Source organism: Bacillus sp. B15-48, assembly GCF_016879755.1.
GTDB lineage: Bacteria > Bacillota > Bacilli > Bacillales > Cytobacillaceae > Mesobacillus_B.
Genome location: NZ_WOFU01000001.1, coordinates 297,974 through 316,559 on the forward strand (window position 1 = coordinate 297,974; position 18,586 = coordinate 316,559).

General features: G+C 38.4%; 17 protein-coding genes and 1 riboswitch. Of the genes, 1 reads left to right on the top strand and 16 read right to left on the bottom strand.

The genetic code is table 11. From position 1 onward, the window contains the following. Window positions 1–91 precede the first annotated feature (91 nt). From GNT69_RS01480 to queF, 3 genes are all read right to left on the bottom strand, one after another. Complete coding sequence (locus tag GNT69_RS01480) at window positions 92–889, bottom strand: histidinol-phosphatase HisJ family protein (protein ID WP_203553165.1); 798 nt, start codon at window positions 887–889, stop codon at window positions 92–94. 525 nt (window positions 890–1,414) lie between these two features. Beyond that, a complete protein-coding gene (locus GNT69_RS01485; RefSeq protein ID WP_203553166.1) occupies window positions 1,415–2,062 on the bottom strand; it encodes a queuosine precursor transporter in 648 nt (215 codons plus the stop codon). 73 nt (window positions 2,063–2,135) lie between these two features. Beyond that, entirely contained in the window at window positions 2,136–2,636 is a 501-nt protein-coding gene (gene queF / locus GNT69_RS01490; RefSeq protein ID WP_203553167.1) for a preQ(1) synthase, read from the bottom strand. Between the two features lie 182 nt (window positions 2,637–2,818). Beyond that, window positions 2,819–2,865: riboswitch (PreQ1 riboswitch) on the bottom strand. Between the two features lie 228 nt (window positions 2,866–3,093). On the opposite strand from queF, the gene GNT69_RS01495 reads away from it, so the two are divergent. Beyond that, window positions 3,094–3,777, top strand: coding sequence for a SurA N-terminal domain-containing protein (locus GNT69_RS01495; RefSeq protein ID WP_203553168.1), 684 nt, complete (start codon window positions 3,094–3,096; stop codon window positions 3,775–3,777). 506 nt (window positions 3,778–4,283) lie between these two features. Here the strand turns inward: GNT69_RS01495 and GNT69_RS01500 are convergent. The 13 genes from GNT69_RS01500 to GNT69_RS01560 all read right to left on the bottom strand — a co-directional run bounded on the left by GNT69_RS01500 (window position 4,284) and on the right by GNT69_RS01560 (window position 18,481). Further along, entirely contained in the window at window positions 4,284–4,421 is a 138-nt protein-coding gene (locus tag GNT69_RS01500) for a hypothetical protein (RefSeq protein ID WP_203553169.1), read from the bottom strand. 99 nt (window positions 4,422–4,520) lie between these two features. Beyond that, window positions 4,521–5,969, bottom strand: a complete 1,449-nt coding sequence (locus GNT69_RS01505; protein WP_203553170.1) for a 4-hydroxyphenylacetate 3-hydroxylase family protein — start codon at window positions 5,967–5,969, stop codon at window positions 4,521–4,523. A 363-nt stretch (window positions 5,970–6,332) separates the two neighbouring features. After that, on the bottom strand, window positions 6,333–7,007 hold the full coding sequence (locus GNT69_RS01510) for a GntR family transcriptional regulator (RefSeq protein WP_203553171.1): 675 nt from the start codon (window positions 7,005–7,007) through the stop codon (window positions 6,333–6,335). A gap of 125 nt (window positions 7,008–7,132) precedes the next feature. After that, window positions 7,133–7,810, bottom strand: a complete 678-nt coding sequence (locus GNT69_RS01515; protein ID WP_203553172.1) for a GntR family transcriptional regulator — start codon at window positions 7,808–7,810, stop codon at window positions 7,133–7,135. A gap of 69 nt (window positions 7,811–7,879) precedes the next feature. Further along, window positions 7,880–8,539: a YczE/YyaS/YitT family protein gene (locus GNT69_RS01520; protein ID WP_203553173.1), complete on the bottom strand. Its 660-nt coding sequence runs from the start codon at window positions 8,537–8,539 to the stop codon at window positions 7,880–7,882. Window positions 8,540–8,568: 29 nt separating this feature from the next. After that, the gene (locus GNT69_RS01525) at window positions 8,569–9,864 is read right to left on the bottom strand and encodes a TRAP transporter large permease (protein ID WP_203553174.1); all 1,296 of its coding nucleotides are present in this window, start codon (window positions 9,862–9,864) and stop codon (window positions 8,569–8,571) included. Continuing rightward, complete coding sequence (locus GNT69_RS01530; RefSeq protein WP_203553175.1) at window positions 9,854–10,351, bottom strand: TRAP transporter small permease; 498 nt, start codon at window positions 10,349–10,351, stop codon at window positions 9,854–9,856. The genes GNT69_RS01525 and GNT69_RS01530 overlap by 11 nt, the downstream gene beginning before the upstream one ends. 145 nt (window positions 10,352–10,496) lie before the next feature. Continuing rightward, window positions 10,497–11,552, bottom strand: a complete 1,056-nt coding sequence (dctP, locus tag GNT69_RS01535; protein WP_203553176.1) for a TRAP transporter substrate-binding protein DctP — start codon at window positions 11,550–11,552, stop codon at window positions 10,497–10,499. A gap of 376 nt (window positions 11,553–11,928) precedes the next feature. Then, window positions 11,929–12,771, bottom strand: a complete 843-nt coding sequence (locus tag GNT69_RS01540; RefSeq protein ID WP_203553177.1) for an alpha/beta fold hydrolase — start codon at window positions 12,769–12,771, stop codon at window positions 11,929–11,931. A gap of 52 nt (window positions 12,772–12,823) precedes the next feature. After that, a complete protein-coding gene (locus GNT69_RS01545) occupies window positions 12,824–13,753 on the bottom strand; it encodes a DODA-type extradiol aromatic ring-opening family dioxygenase (RefSeq protein ID WP_203553178.1) in 930 nt (309 codons plus the stop codon). Window positions 13,754–13,799: 46 nt separating this feature from the next. Continuing rightward, window positions 13,800–14,624: an FAD synthetase family protein gene (locus GNT69_RS01550; RefSeq protein ID WP_203553179.1), complete on the bottom strand. Its 825-nt coding sequence runs from the start codon at window positions 14,622–14,624 to the stop codon at window positions 13,800–13,802. Window positions 14,625–14,668: 44 nt separating this feature from the next. After that, the gene (locus GNT69_RS01555) at window positions 14,669–15,853 is read right to left on the bottom strand and encodes an acyl-CoA dehydrogenase family protein (protein WP_203553180.1); all 1,185 of its coding nucleotides are present in this window, start codon (window positions 15,851–15,853) and stop codon (window positions 14,669–14,671) included. Between the two features lie 744 nt (window positions 15,854–16,597). Beyond that, a complete protein-coding gene (locus GNT69_RS01560) occupies window positions 16,598–18,481 on the bottom strand; it encodes a XylR N-terminal domain-containing protein (RefSeq protein WP_203553181.1) in 1,884 nt (627 codons plus the stop codon). Between the last annotated feature and the right edge of the window lie 105 nt (window positions 18,482–18,586).

Sequence of the window (18,586 nt, forward strand, 5' to 3'; positions counted from 1 at the left end):
GAATACCTTCCTGCACAAGTATTCTATAACAGGGAGCATTAGACAAATACCCCCTGTTTACTACAGACGTGACCCCGTAGTCATTATTCGTTTACAATGCTAGAGTCACAGCGATTGGATTTCTTTTTTCATATTTAAAAATAGAAGTAAATCCGGCTTCTCTCGCCATTTCATATGCTTCAGGCAAATCGGCACCAACGGTCTCAGCTCCATGTGAATCGGAACCGATCGTTAGTAATTCGCCACCTAGCTTTTTATAAAGTTTCAAGATATCGATTGTCGGCAAGGCTTCCTGCAGTTTCCCGCGCAGACCAGATGTGTTAATCTCAATTCCTATTTGGCGGTCGATCGCTTTTATTAAAATCGCTTCGAGTATTTCTCTGTACTCCTGAAATTGATAGTTTCCTAGCGACTGAAGCGCATAGCGTTTCATTAAATCGATATGAGCGATCACATCAATATCAGCAACAGTGACCATTTCATACACTTCTGTAAAATAGCCGCGGTAAACCTCATCCTTCGATTTATTTTCCATATATTTCCGTAGTTTTTCATTATTGATATTATGGACAGAGCCTAAAATAAAGTCGAATGGCAGTGGCTCTAGCACTTTTTTATATTCTTGGATCAGCTGATGGGGTTCACAAATTTCAATTCCCATCTTAACCGTTAGCCTATTTTCAAACTGCTTTTGACAAGTGCGAATATCGTTCACGTAAGCTTCAAAGTTGATATGACCATAAGTAGGAGCCAGTGGGTTTAGCGAGAAATGCTCGGTAAAACAAATCTCCTTAATCCCCTTGCCGACAGCATGTTGACAAACTTCCGTCATTTTCGCTTTTGAATCAAATGAATGATTTGTATGGTGATGGTAATCCATTAATAACATCGTAGACGTCTCCCTTTTGTGAACAGTAAAACCTCTATCACTAATTTGATAGAGGTTAGTTTTTTATTATATAAGAAGAAAGCGAGAATTAAAAGTGAAGCATTGAGCTAACGAACGATCACAGTTCATTTTGAAAAAATTTACATTAATAACCCGACAAAATGAACTGAGGTGTGGTTTGTTCATAAATAGGTTACGTTTTTATTGCTAGTACTTGGATTAACCATGATTATCAGGCTAGTTTATTGCTAGTACTTGGATTAAAGCGATTTTTAGCCGTTTTTTATTGCTAGTACTAGGATTATATCGGCCTTCTGAACTGATTTTATTGCTAGTACTCGGATTAAACGCTCATTTTACAGCGTTTTATTACGAGTACTAGCAATATATGAAAGAAAATTGATGTTTTTAATGCGAGTACTTGGATTAAAAACTGCGTTACCAGCATTATCGTTCAAAAAACCTACGAATTCCTTTGGCCAATTGTTCATAAATGACCTTTTTTCGGAAAAATAGGTACTTTTACTAACCTTTGAAACTCGCAGCCTCTTGAAGTTGTTCCATTCTCGTTTCTTGTTTCCTGACAAGTCGTACGAGCAAATACACGACTGGGGTGAGGACAATCGAGGCGAAGAATTTAAACAAATATTGTGTTAAAATTAGCCCGCCAAGTACGGACAATGGCATCGTCCCGTAGAAGGCAATCACAATAAAAAGAGTCGTATCAATTAATTGGCTCAACATCGTTGAGGCATTGTTACGCAACCAAAGTTTCTTCGTCCCATGCTTTGATTTTAGCCGATCAAACACGGTTACATCCAAGTTTTGACTGACAAGATAGGCGAGTAAGCTTGCAGCAATCACTCGGAAGCTCCCACTTAAAATCGTTTCAAATGAAGCCTGTTCGGAAAACACGGGCGCAGCTGGTAAAGTGATGGTGATTGAAATAAAAATAAGTGCCAGCACTTGGGTAATTAACCCCGCTTGAACGGTTCGCCGTGCTTCTTTCTTGCCGTACACCTCGGCAATTACATCTGTGAGTGGAAATGTAAAAATATAAACGATGACTGCCGCTGGAAGCATCGCCCAAGAACCGATACTAAACAGCTTCACCGCAACGATATTCGATAAGATTAACAGTCCAACAAAGATTCCATTTAAATATAAAAGCATCTTGCCCTTCCTTTCTACACGCTTTTTAATAGAAAGAAATCCCTCCGCTTAAGGTTCGAAGGGATGTTCTTTCCTAGCGGTTATCGACTTTTTCTGGATAAAGATCATGATTCATTAAGCGATGATTGGCCATTTCTTCATACTTTGTTCCTGGTTTGCCATAATTGCACCACGGATCAATTGAAATCCCTCCACGCGGAGTGAACTTTCCCCAAACCTCAATATAGCGAGGGTCAAGCAATTCAATTAAATCATTCATAATGATATTGACACAATCTTCATGAAAATCGCCATGATTACGGAAGCTGAACAAATACAGCTTCAACGACTTGCTTTCAACAAGTTTTTTATCAGGGATAAAGGAAATATACATCGTCGCAAAATCTGGCTGGCCGGTAATTGGGCATAGGCTTGTAAATTCAGGGCAGTTAAATTTCACGAAATAATCACGGTTCGAATGCAGACTATCGACCGCCTCTAACACTTGCGGTGCATAATCAGTTGGATACTGTGCCTGTTGATTCCCCAGCAATGTGAGATCGGTTAATCCTTGTTCTTGCTTACGTCCAGACATAATAAAGCCCTCCTGTATGTGTAATCCGACACTTCAACAAGGAGGGTTCATAGCAAAGAAAACTCGCCGATTGGCGAGCCCTATGGGCGAAGACAGAGGCGTACCTTATCGATAGGAAAGTAATTAATACTTTCCTATCAAAAAAAGCCATATCCCGGGTATGGATATGGCATCATTGTCATCTATCCATAGTTTTTTATAGAGGGTTTCCGCTATGAACCTCTCCCGTCTGTGTACGGGTATTCAATTCTTTATTTATCATAATCGTCTCGATATCATCCGTCAACTTAAATTTCCGCCTGGTAAATAAAGGAACTATGTATAAATTTCTTTAATCGTTTCTACTTTTCTATTAAAGTTTTCGAAATTAAAACGAGATAACAATTCTTTTACATTTTCCTTTTTGCTAGTGTTCTATGTTAAAATGGCGAATACAGTAGTTGAAGGGAGAGAGACAATGTTAAAACGTTTGATTTTATCGTTTCTTTTATTAGGGTCGGTTGCGTTCCTATTAGGAGCGTGTAGTAGTGATGAAGGTTCTGAAGGCACAGAAACAGACGTGGTCGCAACGGTAAATGGGGATGAAATTTTAAGAAAAGACTATAATCATGAGTTTGAGCTAACAAAATCGACTTATGCACAAATGGGGATTCAATTTGATGACCTTGATGATGCAACAAAAGAAGAATTAGAAATGGTCGTCTTAAATCAATTAATCAACACAAGACTCGTATTACAATCTTCTGAAAGTGATGGAATTGCAATTGAGCAAAATGAGATCGATACGGAACTCAATAGAATTAAATCGCAATTTGAAGATGATCAACAGTATGAAGATGCGTTAAAAGAAATGAGCATTACTGAGGAAGAGTTAATTAAACAGGTGAGAGAACAATTAATGATTGGCACTTACTTTGATAACAAAATTGGGGACATTTCTGTCTCAGAAGAAGATATTCAAACTCTTTATAACGAATATAAAGGGCAAGCAGAAAGTCTTGAACAAGAGGCGGAACCTCTCGAAACGCTAAAACCTCAACTGGAACAGCAAGCGCTTGCGGAAAAACAAAATGTTAAAGTTAGTGAACTAATCGAAGAATTGCGAAGCGCAAATGAAGACAATATTGAAATCTTACTGTAAAAAATTTGCGCCCCTTACTAACAATAAGGGGCTCTCTTTAACGGTGTAAAACAACAAATATCACGATAAATAGAGTGCTAAATCTAAACGATTCATTCATGAAGTCATTAAAATTTCTGACCAAAAAGCCTTCTTTATCTCCCCTCCCATAAATAGAAGGCTTGTCCTTAATTGAGTAACTAGCGAAAGTAAAATAAGCGGAGATTTTCCGCTTAAATGTAGAATGGAGCTCGTTTCGGGGGAAATAAGGGGAGGTTTTCCGGTTATGCACATAAAAATCGCCCATTTTCACGTTTATTGAGTTAATAGACGGAATCTCTCCGCTTATTTATGCTATTTTCAATGATTTTTGCTAATTAAGGGGAATTTATCCGTCTATTATTGGTACGTTACAAAGAAGGTAAGCAGGAATAACGATAGTAGCAGGGCGAATTTCAACATGGTCCCTGCTTTTCTTTTTAAACCTCAAAAATTGAGCCCCTTACTAATAATAAGGGGCTCTTTCATTATTTCTCATCTCGCTCATCATAGGCGATGAGAACAATGTTTTCGTTCGTTTCTTGGCGAAGTTCCATTTCTAGCTTTTCGATTTTTCCAAGTTGATGATCAGCTAAATTGGCTACGGGAAAACCTTTATTGTCCATCTCAAGTTGCTCCTTTCGATTTCACATCGTTAAGATTTTCCCCCAGCTTCAAATCATTATGCATCCAATGTTAAAATTCGAAACCGTTATCATTTCAACTTAGCTTTTAACGGGAAGATCATAACTATTTGCCAACTTATCAACTAATGCGTAGCATTCGGATTTATCATAGCCCTTATATTGGGTTCCTGCTCTTAAGAATAGTGGATCGCCAGCATAGTATCTTTCGTATAGTTCGTGTCTTGAACCGAAATCAGATACCGCGATGTCTGAAGCGATTTTAAAGATTTTAATTTTCTCGTAAGCGGATACATCTGCGCCCCTAAAGTACTTGTCAACATCACCACTAACCGGGCTGTCAAAGATTCCTTCATTGGCTGGCTGATACATTAATCCGCCTGCGAGGATTTGCTGCATGATTTCTCTAATTCTTGGATACCAGCGATTTCCTGAGTTTCGAATCGCACTAATTGGTGCAAAGTTCGGAACATAGATTCCTTGCTCATTTGGCTCCGCAGTCGCCTCTGAAGCAATGATCGCGCCGCGACATAACTCAATGTACGTAGTAATTTCCCCGATTGCATCTTGAACATGTAAAAACTGATTCGTGTTTACTAGCTCTGTTGCTCGCATTGTCACCCCTGCCAAGAACTGCATTTTCGAAAGGAGACGGACAGATGTTTGGTGAGCGGTAAAAGTATGAGTGATGTTGCGAATTTCATTGATGCGATCAACATCCTTATAAACAAATACTCTTTCCCACGGAACAAGCACATCGTCAAATACTAGTACGCCATCTAGTTCATCAAATTGGCTTGCTAATGGATGGTCGAACTTTGAATCTCTCGTGTATGGTTCTCTTGCGATCAGTCGAAGGCCTGGAGTGGACATTGGAATCGCAAATGAAACCGCATACTTTTCATCCGCTTCGCTTAAATTTTGGTTTGTAAATGGCCATACCAATACTTCGTCCGTATATGGACCTGCTGTCGCTAACATCTTTGCGCCGCGGACAATCAAACCTTCATCTGTTTCGCGAACAACTCCGAGATACGTAAATTCATCTGGTTGCTTTGATGGCGGTTGACTGCGGTCTACTTGTGGATTGATTAATACATGAGTCAAATATAAATCATTTTCCTTCACGTATTCAAAATAATCTAACACGTTTTGAGCATATTCGCCAAAGAAGTGAGCATTTGAACTCCATGCTGTTAATTGTGCAGTCATAAAGTCACTTGAACGACCCATCATTCCATAAGTGGCATCTGCCCATTCTTTATGCATGAGACGACGTTTCTTTAAATCTTCCCTTGAGCGCGGAACTAAAAACTGTGTGCCGTGTAAATCATTGTCCTCGCCTTGGAATAACATATAGTCTTTTTTACTTTCTTCTAATTGAAGATCATATAAATGCGCGGTTGACTTTACAGCAGGCGCGATTAACGGGTGGGTTGTCGGATCAGTTACTTTCTCATTTCCAATCCAAGTTTCTGGTGGATTGTTTTTTAACCTCTCGATATAATCTTTTCCACTTCTTGCTGCCATGTTAATTCCTCCCCATTTTTGATAATTAAATGTTTTCTTACTTCTAAGATACTAAGATATTAGTTTGTTGTCAAACTATTTTCACAATAAAAATATTGCCAATAGTGTTTTTATTAAAAATTATTATTTCCCTAAAAATTTGTATTTAAAAATCATTTCGTTTCCATTCTCTGGCTCAGCGAAAAAAAATCTGCTGCTAGCGTTCAGGTTGCAGCACCTAAAGCTAGCACCAAGAGTATAAAGCACGAGACATAGTCAATCCTATAGCTGGAAATTGTAATCATGAAGGGGAAACACTCTGCTCCTCAATAGATCAGTGGCTTAATAATTAATCGTTCAATAACTACAGCTTTTTATAAAACATTACGGCAATGAGCTGCGCAAATTTCCAATGAAATTTTGCGTATATTCGAGCATGCTCTCCTTTGCCAGTTTCCCATTTCTTGCTTTAATATGTTGAATGATTTCGCCATGACTCGTTAGTGAAATGACTGGGTCAAACATAAAATAATCAAATGAATTTAAAAGATAAAAATCCGTTAAATTCCAAATTTTTATCGTTTGAGCCTTGATCATCTCTGAATGAGTCATCATAAAAATCGCGAAATGGGTTTCGCGGGTGAATTTTAAATAGTTTAGCTTATCTCTTAGCTTCTCAGGATTCTTCTGTTGCTTCGCAAAATAATTTTCGATATACTCGAACTCTTCCTCTGTATGATAGATAGCAGCAAGTTCTGCACAGAGAGATTCGAGGGTAGAGCTTAGTAAAAGCTGGTCTAAAATATTCTTCTTGTTATAATCCACCACTTTACAGCCTGACTGAGGGATGATTTCGATATAGCCATCACTCTGGAGCATTTTCATCGCATCCATAACAGGTCTTCTTGAAACGTCAAATTTTTCAATCAATTCATTGACTAAAATTTTCTCTCCAAATTTCCATTTACCTGTTAATAACTCTTTTTTCAGCTCATCATAAACGGCAACAGATTTCATCTTCACCGAGCTCTTTTGATATACATTTTGAAAATATTCCATTCTTTCCACCTTCTAACCATTGACTATTTTTAACAACTAAACGACCATTTAAATGAATATGAAAGTATATTTAACTAAATTTTAGAATATTCTAACATGATTATATCGTAATTTCCTCATTTTTTCTAAACAATCGTTGATGGTAAACGAGGTTTTAGTAAATCAATGTACGCACGGATGTGTCTTCTCATAAACATAAACGCTTTGTCCGCATCTCTTTTTTCAATAAATTGAAAGATCTCATCATGATAATTAAAAGATTCTAGAATGTCGAATGTAGAGTCGTCGAATAGGTTTAGAATATAAAAATAGTTCAAGTCCAACATACGCATCGTTTCTTTCATGATTCGCGAGGAATGGGTCATTTTTGCAATTCGATAATGGACTTCACGATTGTATTTATAATAATGGATTTTTTCTGTTGCATTTCCAAGCAGTTGTTTACTCTGCTGCTGGTAATGCTTTAAGTCATTTATTTCTTTTTCTGTATGGTTGCTCGCTGCTAATTCAGCACATAGTGCTTCAATCGATGAACTTAGGATTAATTGATCGAGCATTTCACTTTTTGAATAACTGATGACTCTACAACCTGATTGAGGGATAATCATAATAAAACCATCATTTTCAAGCATTTTAAGCGCATCCATAATCGGACTTCTTGAAATGCCAAATTTGCTAATTAATTCTGTAACCGAAATTTCATCACCAAAATTCCATAAGCCGGACATCAGTTCTTCCTTGATTTTATTATAAGCGATAAGCGATTTTGTAATTGTTCCTTTTGTTTCATAATCAAATAACAAATGACGTCCCTCCTACTCTGTCATAATGCTAAAAGAGACCACTCGATAAAAATTGAGTGGCTTGACCATTTAATGTCCCTGTCGTAAGTCCTTCTCGTCGTCTAGCGGTTGGACAGAATCGCTTAACTTTTTAAAATATTTTTCCATTGATGGATAAAAATAACCGATAACTGGCCCCATTCCAAAAACCATAATCCACGTTCCAATTCCAATCGGTCCGCCAATGAGATAGGCACTCACGACAATAATCACCGAAAACAACGTCCGAGATGTAGAGAGTTTTAGTTTCATATATTCGTGAATCAACAACATCATGGCATCAGGTGGGGATGGTGAAAATTTCGATTGTAAATACATCGCCACCCCTATGCCAATGAACACCAATCCAAAAATAATATAGAGGATTTTCCCTAATAATAGATCTGGAATATAAATTTGCTTGATTATATACATCCATAAATCGATTGCTACACCAGCAATAAAGGAAGTGAAGAACGCCAGAATATCTAATCTCGTTCGTCGGACAAGGGAAATAATGACTAATAAACACGCACCAATAATTACTTCCCAACTTCCTACTGTCAAGCCAAATAGCTGCTGCATTCCAACTAGTAGTGAAGGCATTGGAGAAGCACCTAATTGGGAATACACCGATAAAGTTAGTCCTAAGGATAGGACCAAAATTCCTACAAAGTAAAAATAAAGTCGAACTTTTACCAAATTGGACATTCTTTTTTCCTCGCCTTCCCTCCTCTACCTTAAAGAGCAATCGTCATCAATTGCGGAAAAGCAACGAAAATCGCAATAAACAGGATATAAGCAATTAAGAATAAACTCGTCCCTCTAAAGATGGTAAACAAAGAAGTTCCAGGGGTCAGTCCATGGACGACAAACACATTTAAACCAATTGGAGGAGTTATTGCACCCATACTTGTGATTACACACATCATAATTCCAAACCATACTGGATCGTAGCCAAGGCCAGTAACAATTGGGAAAAAGACTGGAATCGCAATCATCAAGAAGCCCATCGCATCCATCAGCGCGCCACCAACAACAAAAATTAAAATAATAATGAGCATAATGATGATCGAGCTAACTTGAAGAGAATTGATGAAATCAGAAATCGTAAATGATAGTCTTGCCATCGTTAAAAATCTTCCGAAGATGATCGCACCGACCATCAACATCATGATCATCGCCGACGTTTTTAAGGTTGAAACAAGTGCGCCTTTAAATTTCGCCCATGTAAGCTTCCGCATCAACAAAGTGATAACAATTGCCCCAAAGGCTCCGAAAGCACCAGATTCCGTTGGTGAGAACCAGCCTAAAAACAACCCACCAATAACGAACGCAAAAAGAGCAAAGATTGGAGCCACTCTTAATGTTGAAGTAAGACGATCTTTCATCGTAAACTTCTCTGTGCTTGGTGGTCCATAATCAGGCTTTCGCCAACATATTAAGAAAACGACTAAAAGCATCAAGCCTACAAGCACGACAGCAGGCAGAATACTCGCGAGAAACAAATCACCGATTGACTGCTGCGTTAAAATCGCGATAACGATGAGAACCGTGCTTGGAGGAATAATTGTTCCTAATGTTCCTCCGGTAGCAATCGCCCCTGTACTCAAGGTTTCGTGGTATTTGTACTTCTTTAATTCAGGGAGTGCAATCGTTCCAATCGTCGCTGCTGTTGCTGAGTTAGATCCTGAAATGGAAGCAAATCCAGCACTGGCAAGAATGGTTGTCGCTGCCATTCCTCCGCGAAAACGTCCGATCCATTTATAGGCAGCATCAAATATATACTGACTAATCCCGGCCCTAAAGACAATTTCACCCATAAAAATATAAAGCGGGATAACACTCAATGAATAATTCGAAAATTCCGTCCATACATTTGATGATAGCAATCGAAACGCAGCTTCTGGTTGAGGAGATAAGATCATCAATCCTAAAAAGCCAACAATGAACATCGAAAAACTGATTGGCATCCGCAACATGATTAAGATCGCTAACAAAACTAATGCCAAAAGAGCAATTGTACTAGGATTCATCATCTTTCTCCTTTCCAAATAAGATCTCGATCAACTCAACAAAGAGCGTGAAAATCAACCCAAAAATACCAACCGCAGTCACGATAATGAATGGATAATATGGAATTCTTAGTGTACTAGATAAAACACCTTGGTCTTTTAAACTGATACCGTACTGAATAAGTTGAGTCATTAAGAGAATAAAAAAGGCGAGGGCTAAAACCGTGACAATGACACCTATAATTTTTTTAAAAAGTGCATTAAATTTATTAAAGAGCAAATCAATATAAACATGGGTTTTGCTAATTTGTGCACTGCCAAGACTGAATGCAGTCGTAATCGCAGCTAACCAGCTTACCGTCTCAATGATTCCCGAATAAGGATTGGTGAATGTTCGGATCGTCCCGTTAAAAACGACTAAAAGCATCGAAACGACTAACGAGGTACCGGCAAGTGACAGCATCACATTATTCAATTTAAGGTTGATCGCCTTAAGTATTGTGACCATTGTTTACAACCTCCTTTTAAAACGATGTGATGATTTCCATCCTTCTGAAGCACAAAAGGAGAGGACATAATAACGCTTTTGTTAAATGTTGCAAGAAAAGATTGTCGGAAATCATTCCCACAATCTTTCCCTCCACTCTGCTCGTCTATTTCGCTGAATACTCTTCAAGCAATTCGTGCACTCGGCCTAGATACTCTTCGGCTGGTAAGCCTTTTTCTTTTGCCTTTTGCACGTATTCATCTTGGAGCTCTTGAATTTTTGCATCCCATTTGTCTTTCTCGCCATCTTTCAAAGAGACGATCTCAACGCCGTGTTCTTCTTTACTCCATTCCAATACACCTTCAATATGATTATCAAGGTATTGTCCGGCAATGACCGGCATTTCTACTTTTAGCGCTTGAATCTCTGCTTTTACGTCTTCTGGCAATGTCTCATACTTATTTTTATTCATAACCGCAACCAATGTCGTGATCGCTAACGGATAGTCCGTTACATAGCCGACCAATTCAGCAAAGCCAACATCTTTTAAGTTTCCGCGATCAGACACATATCCACTTATAATCCCTGTTTGTAATGCTTGCGCTTGCTCCGCATTACTCATTCCGACAGGAGCACCGCCTAGTCTCTCAAGAACTGGTGTTAGCGCACCGCCGATGCGAATTTGTTCCCCTTTAAGGGCATCTAAGCTATCAATTGGCTTTGTACTATGAATCGCCATTGCATCCGTTGTAAACACTTTAATAATTTCATATTGATCTAATACTTCCGAAGGATATTCTTGTAACAGCGTATCCATCACTTGACTAGCAACCTCCGCTGTAGAATAACCACGAGTAATTTCAGCAATCTCCTCTAGCGGGAAACGGCCAGGTTCATAAGAAAGAGCCACTATACCAATATCTGCTGTATTATTTGCAACTCCATCAAGCATGTTTCCTGCATCAAGCAATGTTCCACTAAAATAAATATCTACATCGACTTTTCCGTCTGTTCTCTCTTTAATTTCATTTGACCATGTTTGTGCAACAACACCTGGATATGTTTTTTCTGGTGAAAAGAACGCATAACTTAACTTGATCGCATCAGCTGATGAACTGTTACCCCCATCTCCATCTGAGTTCGAGCCTGCCGACTCTCCACCACAGGCTGCTAGAACCAAAACGAAAAACACGACTACTAACCCCTTAAAATACTTCTTCATCCCTTTTCCCCCTTATATACTTAAAGAATATACATGATGCAATTGTAAGCGCTATTATTTCTAGCATGATTAAAGAATGCTAGTTTGCATCATTTGCACTATTAAGATATTAACATTCTAATACATTAGTTGTAATTAGACTAGTGTTTTTACTCATAAATTTCAGAAATTACTAATTTTACGATATTTAAGAAAACTATATCATTCAACTAACCTTCTAATATGTTAGTTGAATGATTGGTAGGCTCACATTTCCCTCTGTAAACCTACCATTCAATCCGTGTTTATTTAATAGATACTTGTTATATTCATGAAAAACTTTGATCGCACAAATGAGCTGTTGTCCGATCAAAGTCGTTTTACATTTGATTGTTTGTTATTTCTTTAAAAAGTTAATGATTACGTTGTTGAAGTCTTCAACTTTTTCCCATTGCGGCCAATGTCCGGCATCTTTAATGACCGTTAGTTCACTGCCAGGAATCATGTCTTGAATCGGCTTCGCTTCTTCCACCGTTGAAGTTGGATCGTGGTCCGTCCATGCTAATAATGTTGGCACGTCGATTTTTCCACACCATGATGGATCCCAACTGTAATTTTGTCTAAAATCAAGATCTTGAAGAGCAACAATATTATGAACTGCTTGTAGATAAGAAGGTTGTGTATAGATTTTGTAACGAGCTTCGATCAGTTCATCGGTTACTTGACTTTTATCATACATTAACCATTCAAGTCTTGTTTTCACATTTTCATAGTTTGCTTCGACAACCGCTTTGATTGTTGATTCTTTTAGCTTTGCCATAACTTCAACTTTGTTGTTTACATTTCCCGGTGTATTTAGTACCAACGCTTTCGCAATCCCAGGATGATGTGCAGCAAACCAAGCAGCTACCCATCCGCCTAATGATTCACCAGATAAATAGAGTTCCTTTAAACCAAGTGCTTGAATTGTCCATAATAAGTGATCACTATAGGAATCAATTCCATATGGGCGGTTTGGCTTTTCTGTGTAGCCATGACCTAGCATGTCAATACAAATGACACGGAAATGCTCACTTAGCCCTCTAATATTGCGAGCATACGCTTCAATATGACCGCCTGTTCCATGAAGCAAAATAAGTGGGTCGCCGGTTCCTGCTTCAAGTACTCTCGTTTTAATTCCATTTGCATCTACATAATAATTTTTAAATTCTAAATCGGCAATATCTGTCCAAATTGACATGAAATCTCCTCCATCTTTTCTTTTCTTTATGCTGCTTTTCAACGTCTTTTTGTTATTTGAATTTAACGATTCCCATTCCGGTTACCCATTCAGGAATCGGCTCATAACAGACAACTTCTGGTTCAAAATCTTGGAGAATTCCTAATAACACGAGCCAGTTATGAATCTCTTGACCGCCATTTCCGCCATTTTCTTCAATAAATTGGGGACTCCATTGTCTCAGCGCTTGAAAATCCTTTTCCGTAATCAAACGTAAAAACTCACGATCCCACTCTTCATTCACTGGACCTGATTTAATTTGCGTCACTCTCGTCTTGCGTGTATGCAAGTATTCGTCAAGTTGATCGATTTCTTGGCGACCATTTGTTAATACTTTAATTAGCCCTTGATCTTCAGGTTTTTCACTATCAATTTTTGGAATTGGCACCCAGTGAGAAATTCCTCCGGAAGCAACAATGGCAACTTTTTTATCACTTTCCCATGACTCGACTGCCTTGCGGACAACTTCCCCTACTTGGAAACAACGATCCATCGTCGGCAGTGGTGGTGCTGCAGTGTTGACAGCAATTGGAACAACAGGGATTTCTAGTTCTGAATTTAAGAAATAGATCGCCTGCGTATGCCCGTGATCTACTTTCATTCTCATCGAGAAAGCGAAGTCAACGTTATTTGCCAAACCTGTATCAAGAACATGTTTTGCTAATTCCTTTTGTACAGGGATATCATATTCAGGGATTTCCCAATCTCCCCATCCTTCACATCTGTCAATCCCAACAGTAAATGAAGGCATATGATCATAAAAATAACTATTGAAATGGTCATCTGAAATAAGGACGATCACATCAGCGCCTACTTCTTCTAGCCATTTTTTCATATTTGCTGCAGTATCTAAGAAACGTTGTCCTTTTTCACCGCCACCTTCTCTATTTGTCATAATCATCGGGCTATGTGACATCGCCACACCTGCTACGATTTGCGCCATTTTATCCACTTCCTTTTCTATGATAAAATTTTCTAGCATTGAAATCTTAATAGGCTAATATATTAGGGGTTTCCCTTCTCCCCTTTTCGCCAAAAATACGATGGTTCCAAACAACTGAAAGCTTCCCTTTCATGAGAACTGGAATTTCCTTCATAAAGGTCAGCTGCTTTTCAACGACCATTAACTCTGTTTTTACGGATTGCCCGTCACTTTTCAATGTAACCGCATAACGACCTGGTGCCGGGAGGGTAAAGTAAGGATGCGGAGTTAAACATGATCCATCCCAATCACATTTTACTTCATAAGATTGGCCTAATAATTTAGGCAAATCCTCAACCTTCCCAGTCAATAATCGTTCACGAATCGACGTTGAGCTAATCTTCTCTCCACCGGACTCAACTTTTTTAACCGTTGTCACATCAATTCGTCCGCCGGAGTCGCTTTTTAAACGCAGCATATTCCCTTGGCCACGGCGGCCATATGAAAAATCATAACCAGCAACTGCATGAACGACAGCTAATTTCAATAAATACTGATGGACAAATTCCTCTGGTTCGAGTGCGGCAAACTCGCGATCAAATTCAACGAGATAGAAGGTATCAACACCTAGTTCCTTAAGCTTCGCTTCTTTTTCAGACAGCGGCATTAAATAGTGAAAACAATCCTTCCCCTCGATGACCGTCTTCGGATGAGGAAAAAAGCTCATCACCGCAAGCGGAACATTTTTTTCCTTTGCTTTCTGCAAAGCCATTTGAATCACTTTTATATGTCCATGATGGAGACCGTCAAAACAACCAAGCGCGATGACATTTGGCTTTGCCTTCTGTTGCCAAACGGCCAAATTTTCCTTGTTTAAATGAATCGTTTCCATACAGTCTCCTTTCATGGTCAACTAATAAAGTTAATTAGAGCCTCTTATCCCCTTACCCCTGATGGGAATCCGAATAATTCTTTTCCATATGAAGCTACTGCATCTTCATATAATGAAGTTTTATGTGTCGCTACAGATAGAATATCTCTTAAGAATAATTCCATTGCTCCACCTTTATAAAGGGCGCCGCCTCCAAGTGTTAACAATGCTCGAACAGCGATGTCGACACAAATTTTAATCGCCTTCGTACGAATCGCAAAGAACTCGGCGTTCGGTGTCACACAACCATCTTTTTCATAGTTTTCTAATAAATCAATGTACTTTTCAAGCAAAGCTTCCGCTTGATGGAATTCTGTTGTCATCTCTGCTAACACTCTCTGGCTTCGAGGTGATTCACTTTCTCTTACTCCATCCATTAAGCGAACGCGTTTTTCTGTCGCTTCTTTAAACTCTTTAAGAATACGCTCTGCACCGCCAAGTGCCATATAAGGAAACCCAAGATAGAAAGTTGGGAAGAATGGTACATGGTAGAAAGGGTATTCCGTATCATAGTCTTTCTCAGGTGGTCTTCTCGTTGCTTCTGCTGGTTCAAGGCGTAAAATACGATCCATTGGAACGTGTACATCTTCAGCAATAATACGGTTGCTTCCTGTTCCTCTTAATCCAAAAGTATCCCAGTTTTTTACGACTTCCACTTCGGAAACTTTCAGCATCGGCAAGCAATATTCCGGTTTATCACTATCAGGGAATTGGATCATGACGCCAACGCCTACCCAATCACTGTGCAGCACTCCGCTAACGAAGTCCCATTTCCCGCTAATGCGATAGCCATCGCCATCTTTTTCCGCTTTCCCTAGAGCAGCAAAAATATCGCAGATAAGTCCGCCTTGATTGACAATTTCATCCTGTCCTGTTTGCGGCAAGAAAGCCGGAAGCATGTTGTGAAGCGGATAAAGGTAAGTTAACCAAGCTGCAGAAATATTGTAATTTGCCACTTTGCGCACAACTGCTGCAAACGTTTTCAAATCAACTTGAGGTCCACCAAACTTCTTTGGTAACATCATTCTTGAAATTTCTGTTTCCTTCATTAACTTTACGACATTATCTGAAATTGTCGCATTTTTTTCCGCTTCATGTGCTTCTTGTTCAGCTAATTTTCCAACCTTTTCAGCTGCTAATAACATCCGTTCTCTTATAGCCTCTTTTTCATTCAATACATGTATCGCCATGAAATACACCCCTTCTGTTTTTTTGATTTTTAGATTCCCTTTTTAACTGTATTAAGTTCAAGTTGACAATTGAACGACTAAACAACTTCATATAATGGCATCGCTTTCAATCTGGTGTGCCATTGTATGGTTTTTGTTTTCACTATAAACACCTTATTTAAGTTCTTTTACTCTATAAGGATAATATATAGAATTCCAAATTTTCTTACTAGGGCAAAATCTGTTCATCTTTTGTCTTTACATAAACAATTTTTGTTCATTTCAGAAAATCTGATCATTATTTCACACTATCTTTCTGCTCGTCTACAATTGTCCATTTCTTTTATTTACCAATTTACTTTGTGTTCATTTGTTTTTCTATAAAAATTTTAGTAAATTTTAAATTTTCTAACAAGAGCAAAAACTATTTATAATTATGGTCATTTTGGACATTTTTTGTTGGTTAGTCGAGTTTGATTCGTGCAATTGGATGTGGATATGAGTGAGCAACACATATGCCTGTTCTTCACACTTGATTTATGTGTTTTGTGGAGGAGGAATGTTTGTTGTACAGACGGAAGTAGTGTGGGAGACCTCATGTATTCCATTGATTCATGGATGTTGCTGGGGGGCTTGTTTTTTCGGACTCGATTCTCTTGAAAGCTAGCGATTCTGTCCGAATGACTGCTTGATTCGGACTCATCCCCTCCGAACCTTCTGCTATTGGTTTATTAAAGAAAAAAGAGAGCCGTCCCCCTTTTTTCCTTAATCAATATTCAAATCTCCTAATGCAATTAATGATTTAATGATTAATAATAATTGGTGGGTTTCATTTGGATCCCGAAGGTCTTTATTGAGCATACTCTCTATTTTCACAATTCGATGGCGTAATCCGCTCATCGATAATGCTAAATCACTCATCGTTTGCTCTAATTTTCCGCCATTTAACAAAAAGAAATACAATGTTTTTAAAAGTTCATGAATTTTTGCATCTTCGGTATGATATAGCGGACCAAGTTCTTGTTCGGCAATCATTTTAATTCCTTTAATATTTTTCGTATCAATAAGCACACCAATAATTCCTAGAGACTGGAAGGGGACAATCCCTTTTTTCAAGGTGAGACGCAAAGCAATCATTGCTTCTTCATAACATTTCGGTGCATTTTCAATCCCTTCCCCAACATTGCTAATGCCAAACTTAAATTCCCCTTGAGGATATTTGTTCGAAATAAACTGCTGAAAATCTTTAATCAAATCATTGATTATCATATCGTTAAACGTCTCTTCAGATATGAATAAAACCATATTGCCATCACGGTTTCCAATTAATAAATTATATTTTTTCTCATTAAAATACCAAAACGTCGTTTCAAAAATTTGCTCGTGCAAAAGAAACTCTTCTTGAAGTGAACGATCAAATTTTTTATATTCCATGACTGTAATATAATATCGTTTCGTTAAATCAATCCCGGTGTATCTGCCCCGTTTAATCATCTCGGCCGGTTGCAATTTTGCATCTAAGATTTGTTCGAGAAAATTCCCTTTCATTCGCTCAAACGATTCGAACTTCGTCTTTTCGTTCAATAAAACGATTGAAACTGCATTAGAAAACCGATCTAAAAATAAAAAATCTTCCTCATAATTATGTTCGGCACTGTTTTCATAAATAAACGAACAAAAACCGATTACTTCTTTTTGAACTAGAATAGGAGTAATGAGCCGCTCCTGCTGTTCCGTTTTTAACACTTTCCTTCTAAACGCGGAAATCTGATTTTCCTTTATTTTAAAGACATCATTGGAACCACGACTTTCTTTAAAAAAACGATTCATATCTTCTTTTAAATCCGTATATTTTTCTTCAGACAAGCCTGAATAAGAGAGTGTACGATGACCAGTGTCTGAAATAATAATCGGAATTCGACCAATGGAAAATACCATATCTGTGATCGATTGCAGGTCACTTCCATTGGCAATTTCCTCAGCTAATTTTGTTTGAAAGCTCGATAGTTTTGTAACGAACTTTTGCTGGTCAAGCAATTGCTCATACGTCACCTCTAGTTCTTCAACGATTGGAATTTCATTATAAAAATAAGGTTGATCCTGCTTTTCGTTTTCCCATTGTTTTTGTGTTTTTACTTCCCAACGACATACGGAATCCCCTTTGCCAACACATTCGATTTCCCTCGCGAAAAGCGGTTCGCCGAACACGGTTGACATATATCCACTCGCATAGCCAATTAACGTATGGCAAACGGGCGTTTCTGATAGGCCAATTCGTTTCACATGCTCCGCTGCCTCATATGAGTTGATCCAAACTCCTCGTCCATAAACAGAGCTGAGATGATTATTCTCATCATACTCTACATCACAATCATGCTTCATTCCGGTAATATGTCCATTGGCAATATGGAGCAGCGGTCCCTTCTTCACTAGAGCTTCAACAGATGATTCCTTTTTTTTCGCTTCCTTTGCGTCGTTCACACCCATTTCCCAGCCATAATGAAACAAGAAGTCTTTCATTCTTGTAATTCCTATATTTCGAACAAGCTGCTGCCTTAGAATCCCAAATGCGGAAGAGGATGTGACTATTTTTCGGCCATTTGCTACATCGTTCTCGAAATAGCTTTCCTCAGAGATCTGGATTGTCATTTGTTAACCCCCCCATTCTCTTATCTTTTATTGAACTCTCCATCGGCGATTTACACGTTCAGCGCCTCTTTTATTGAAAGCCTTTTCACTATTTTAAAATGAAAT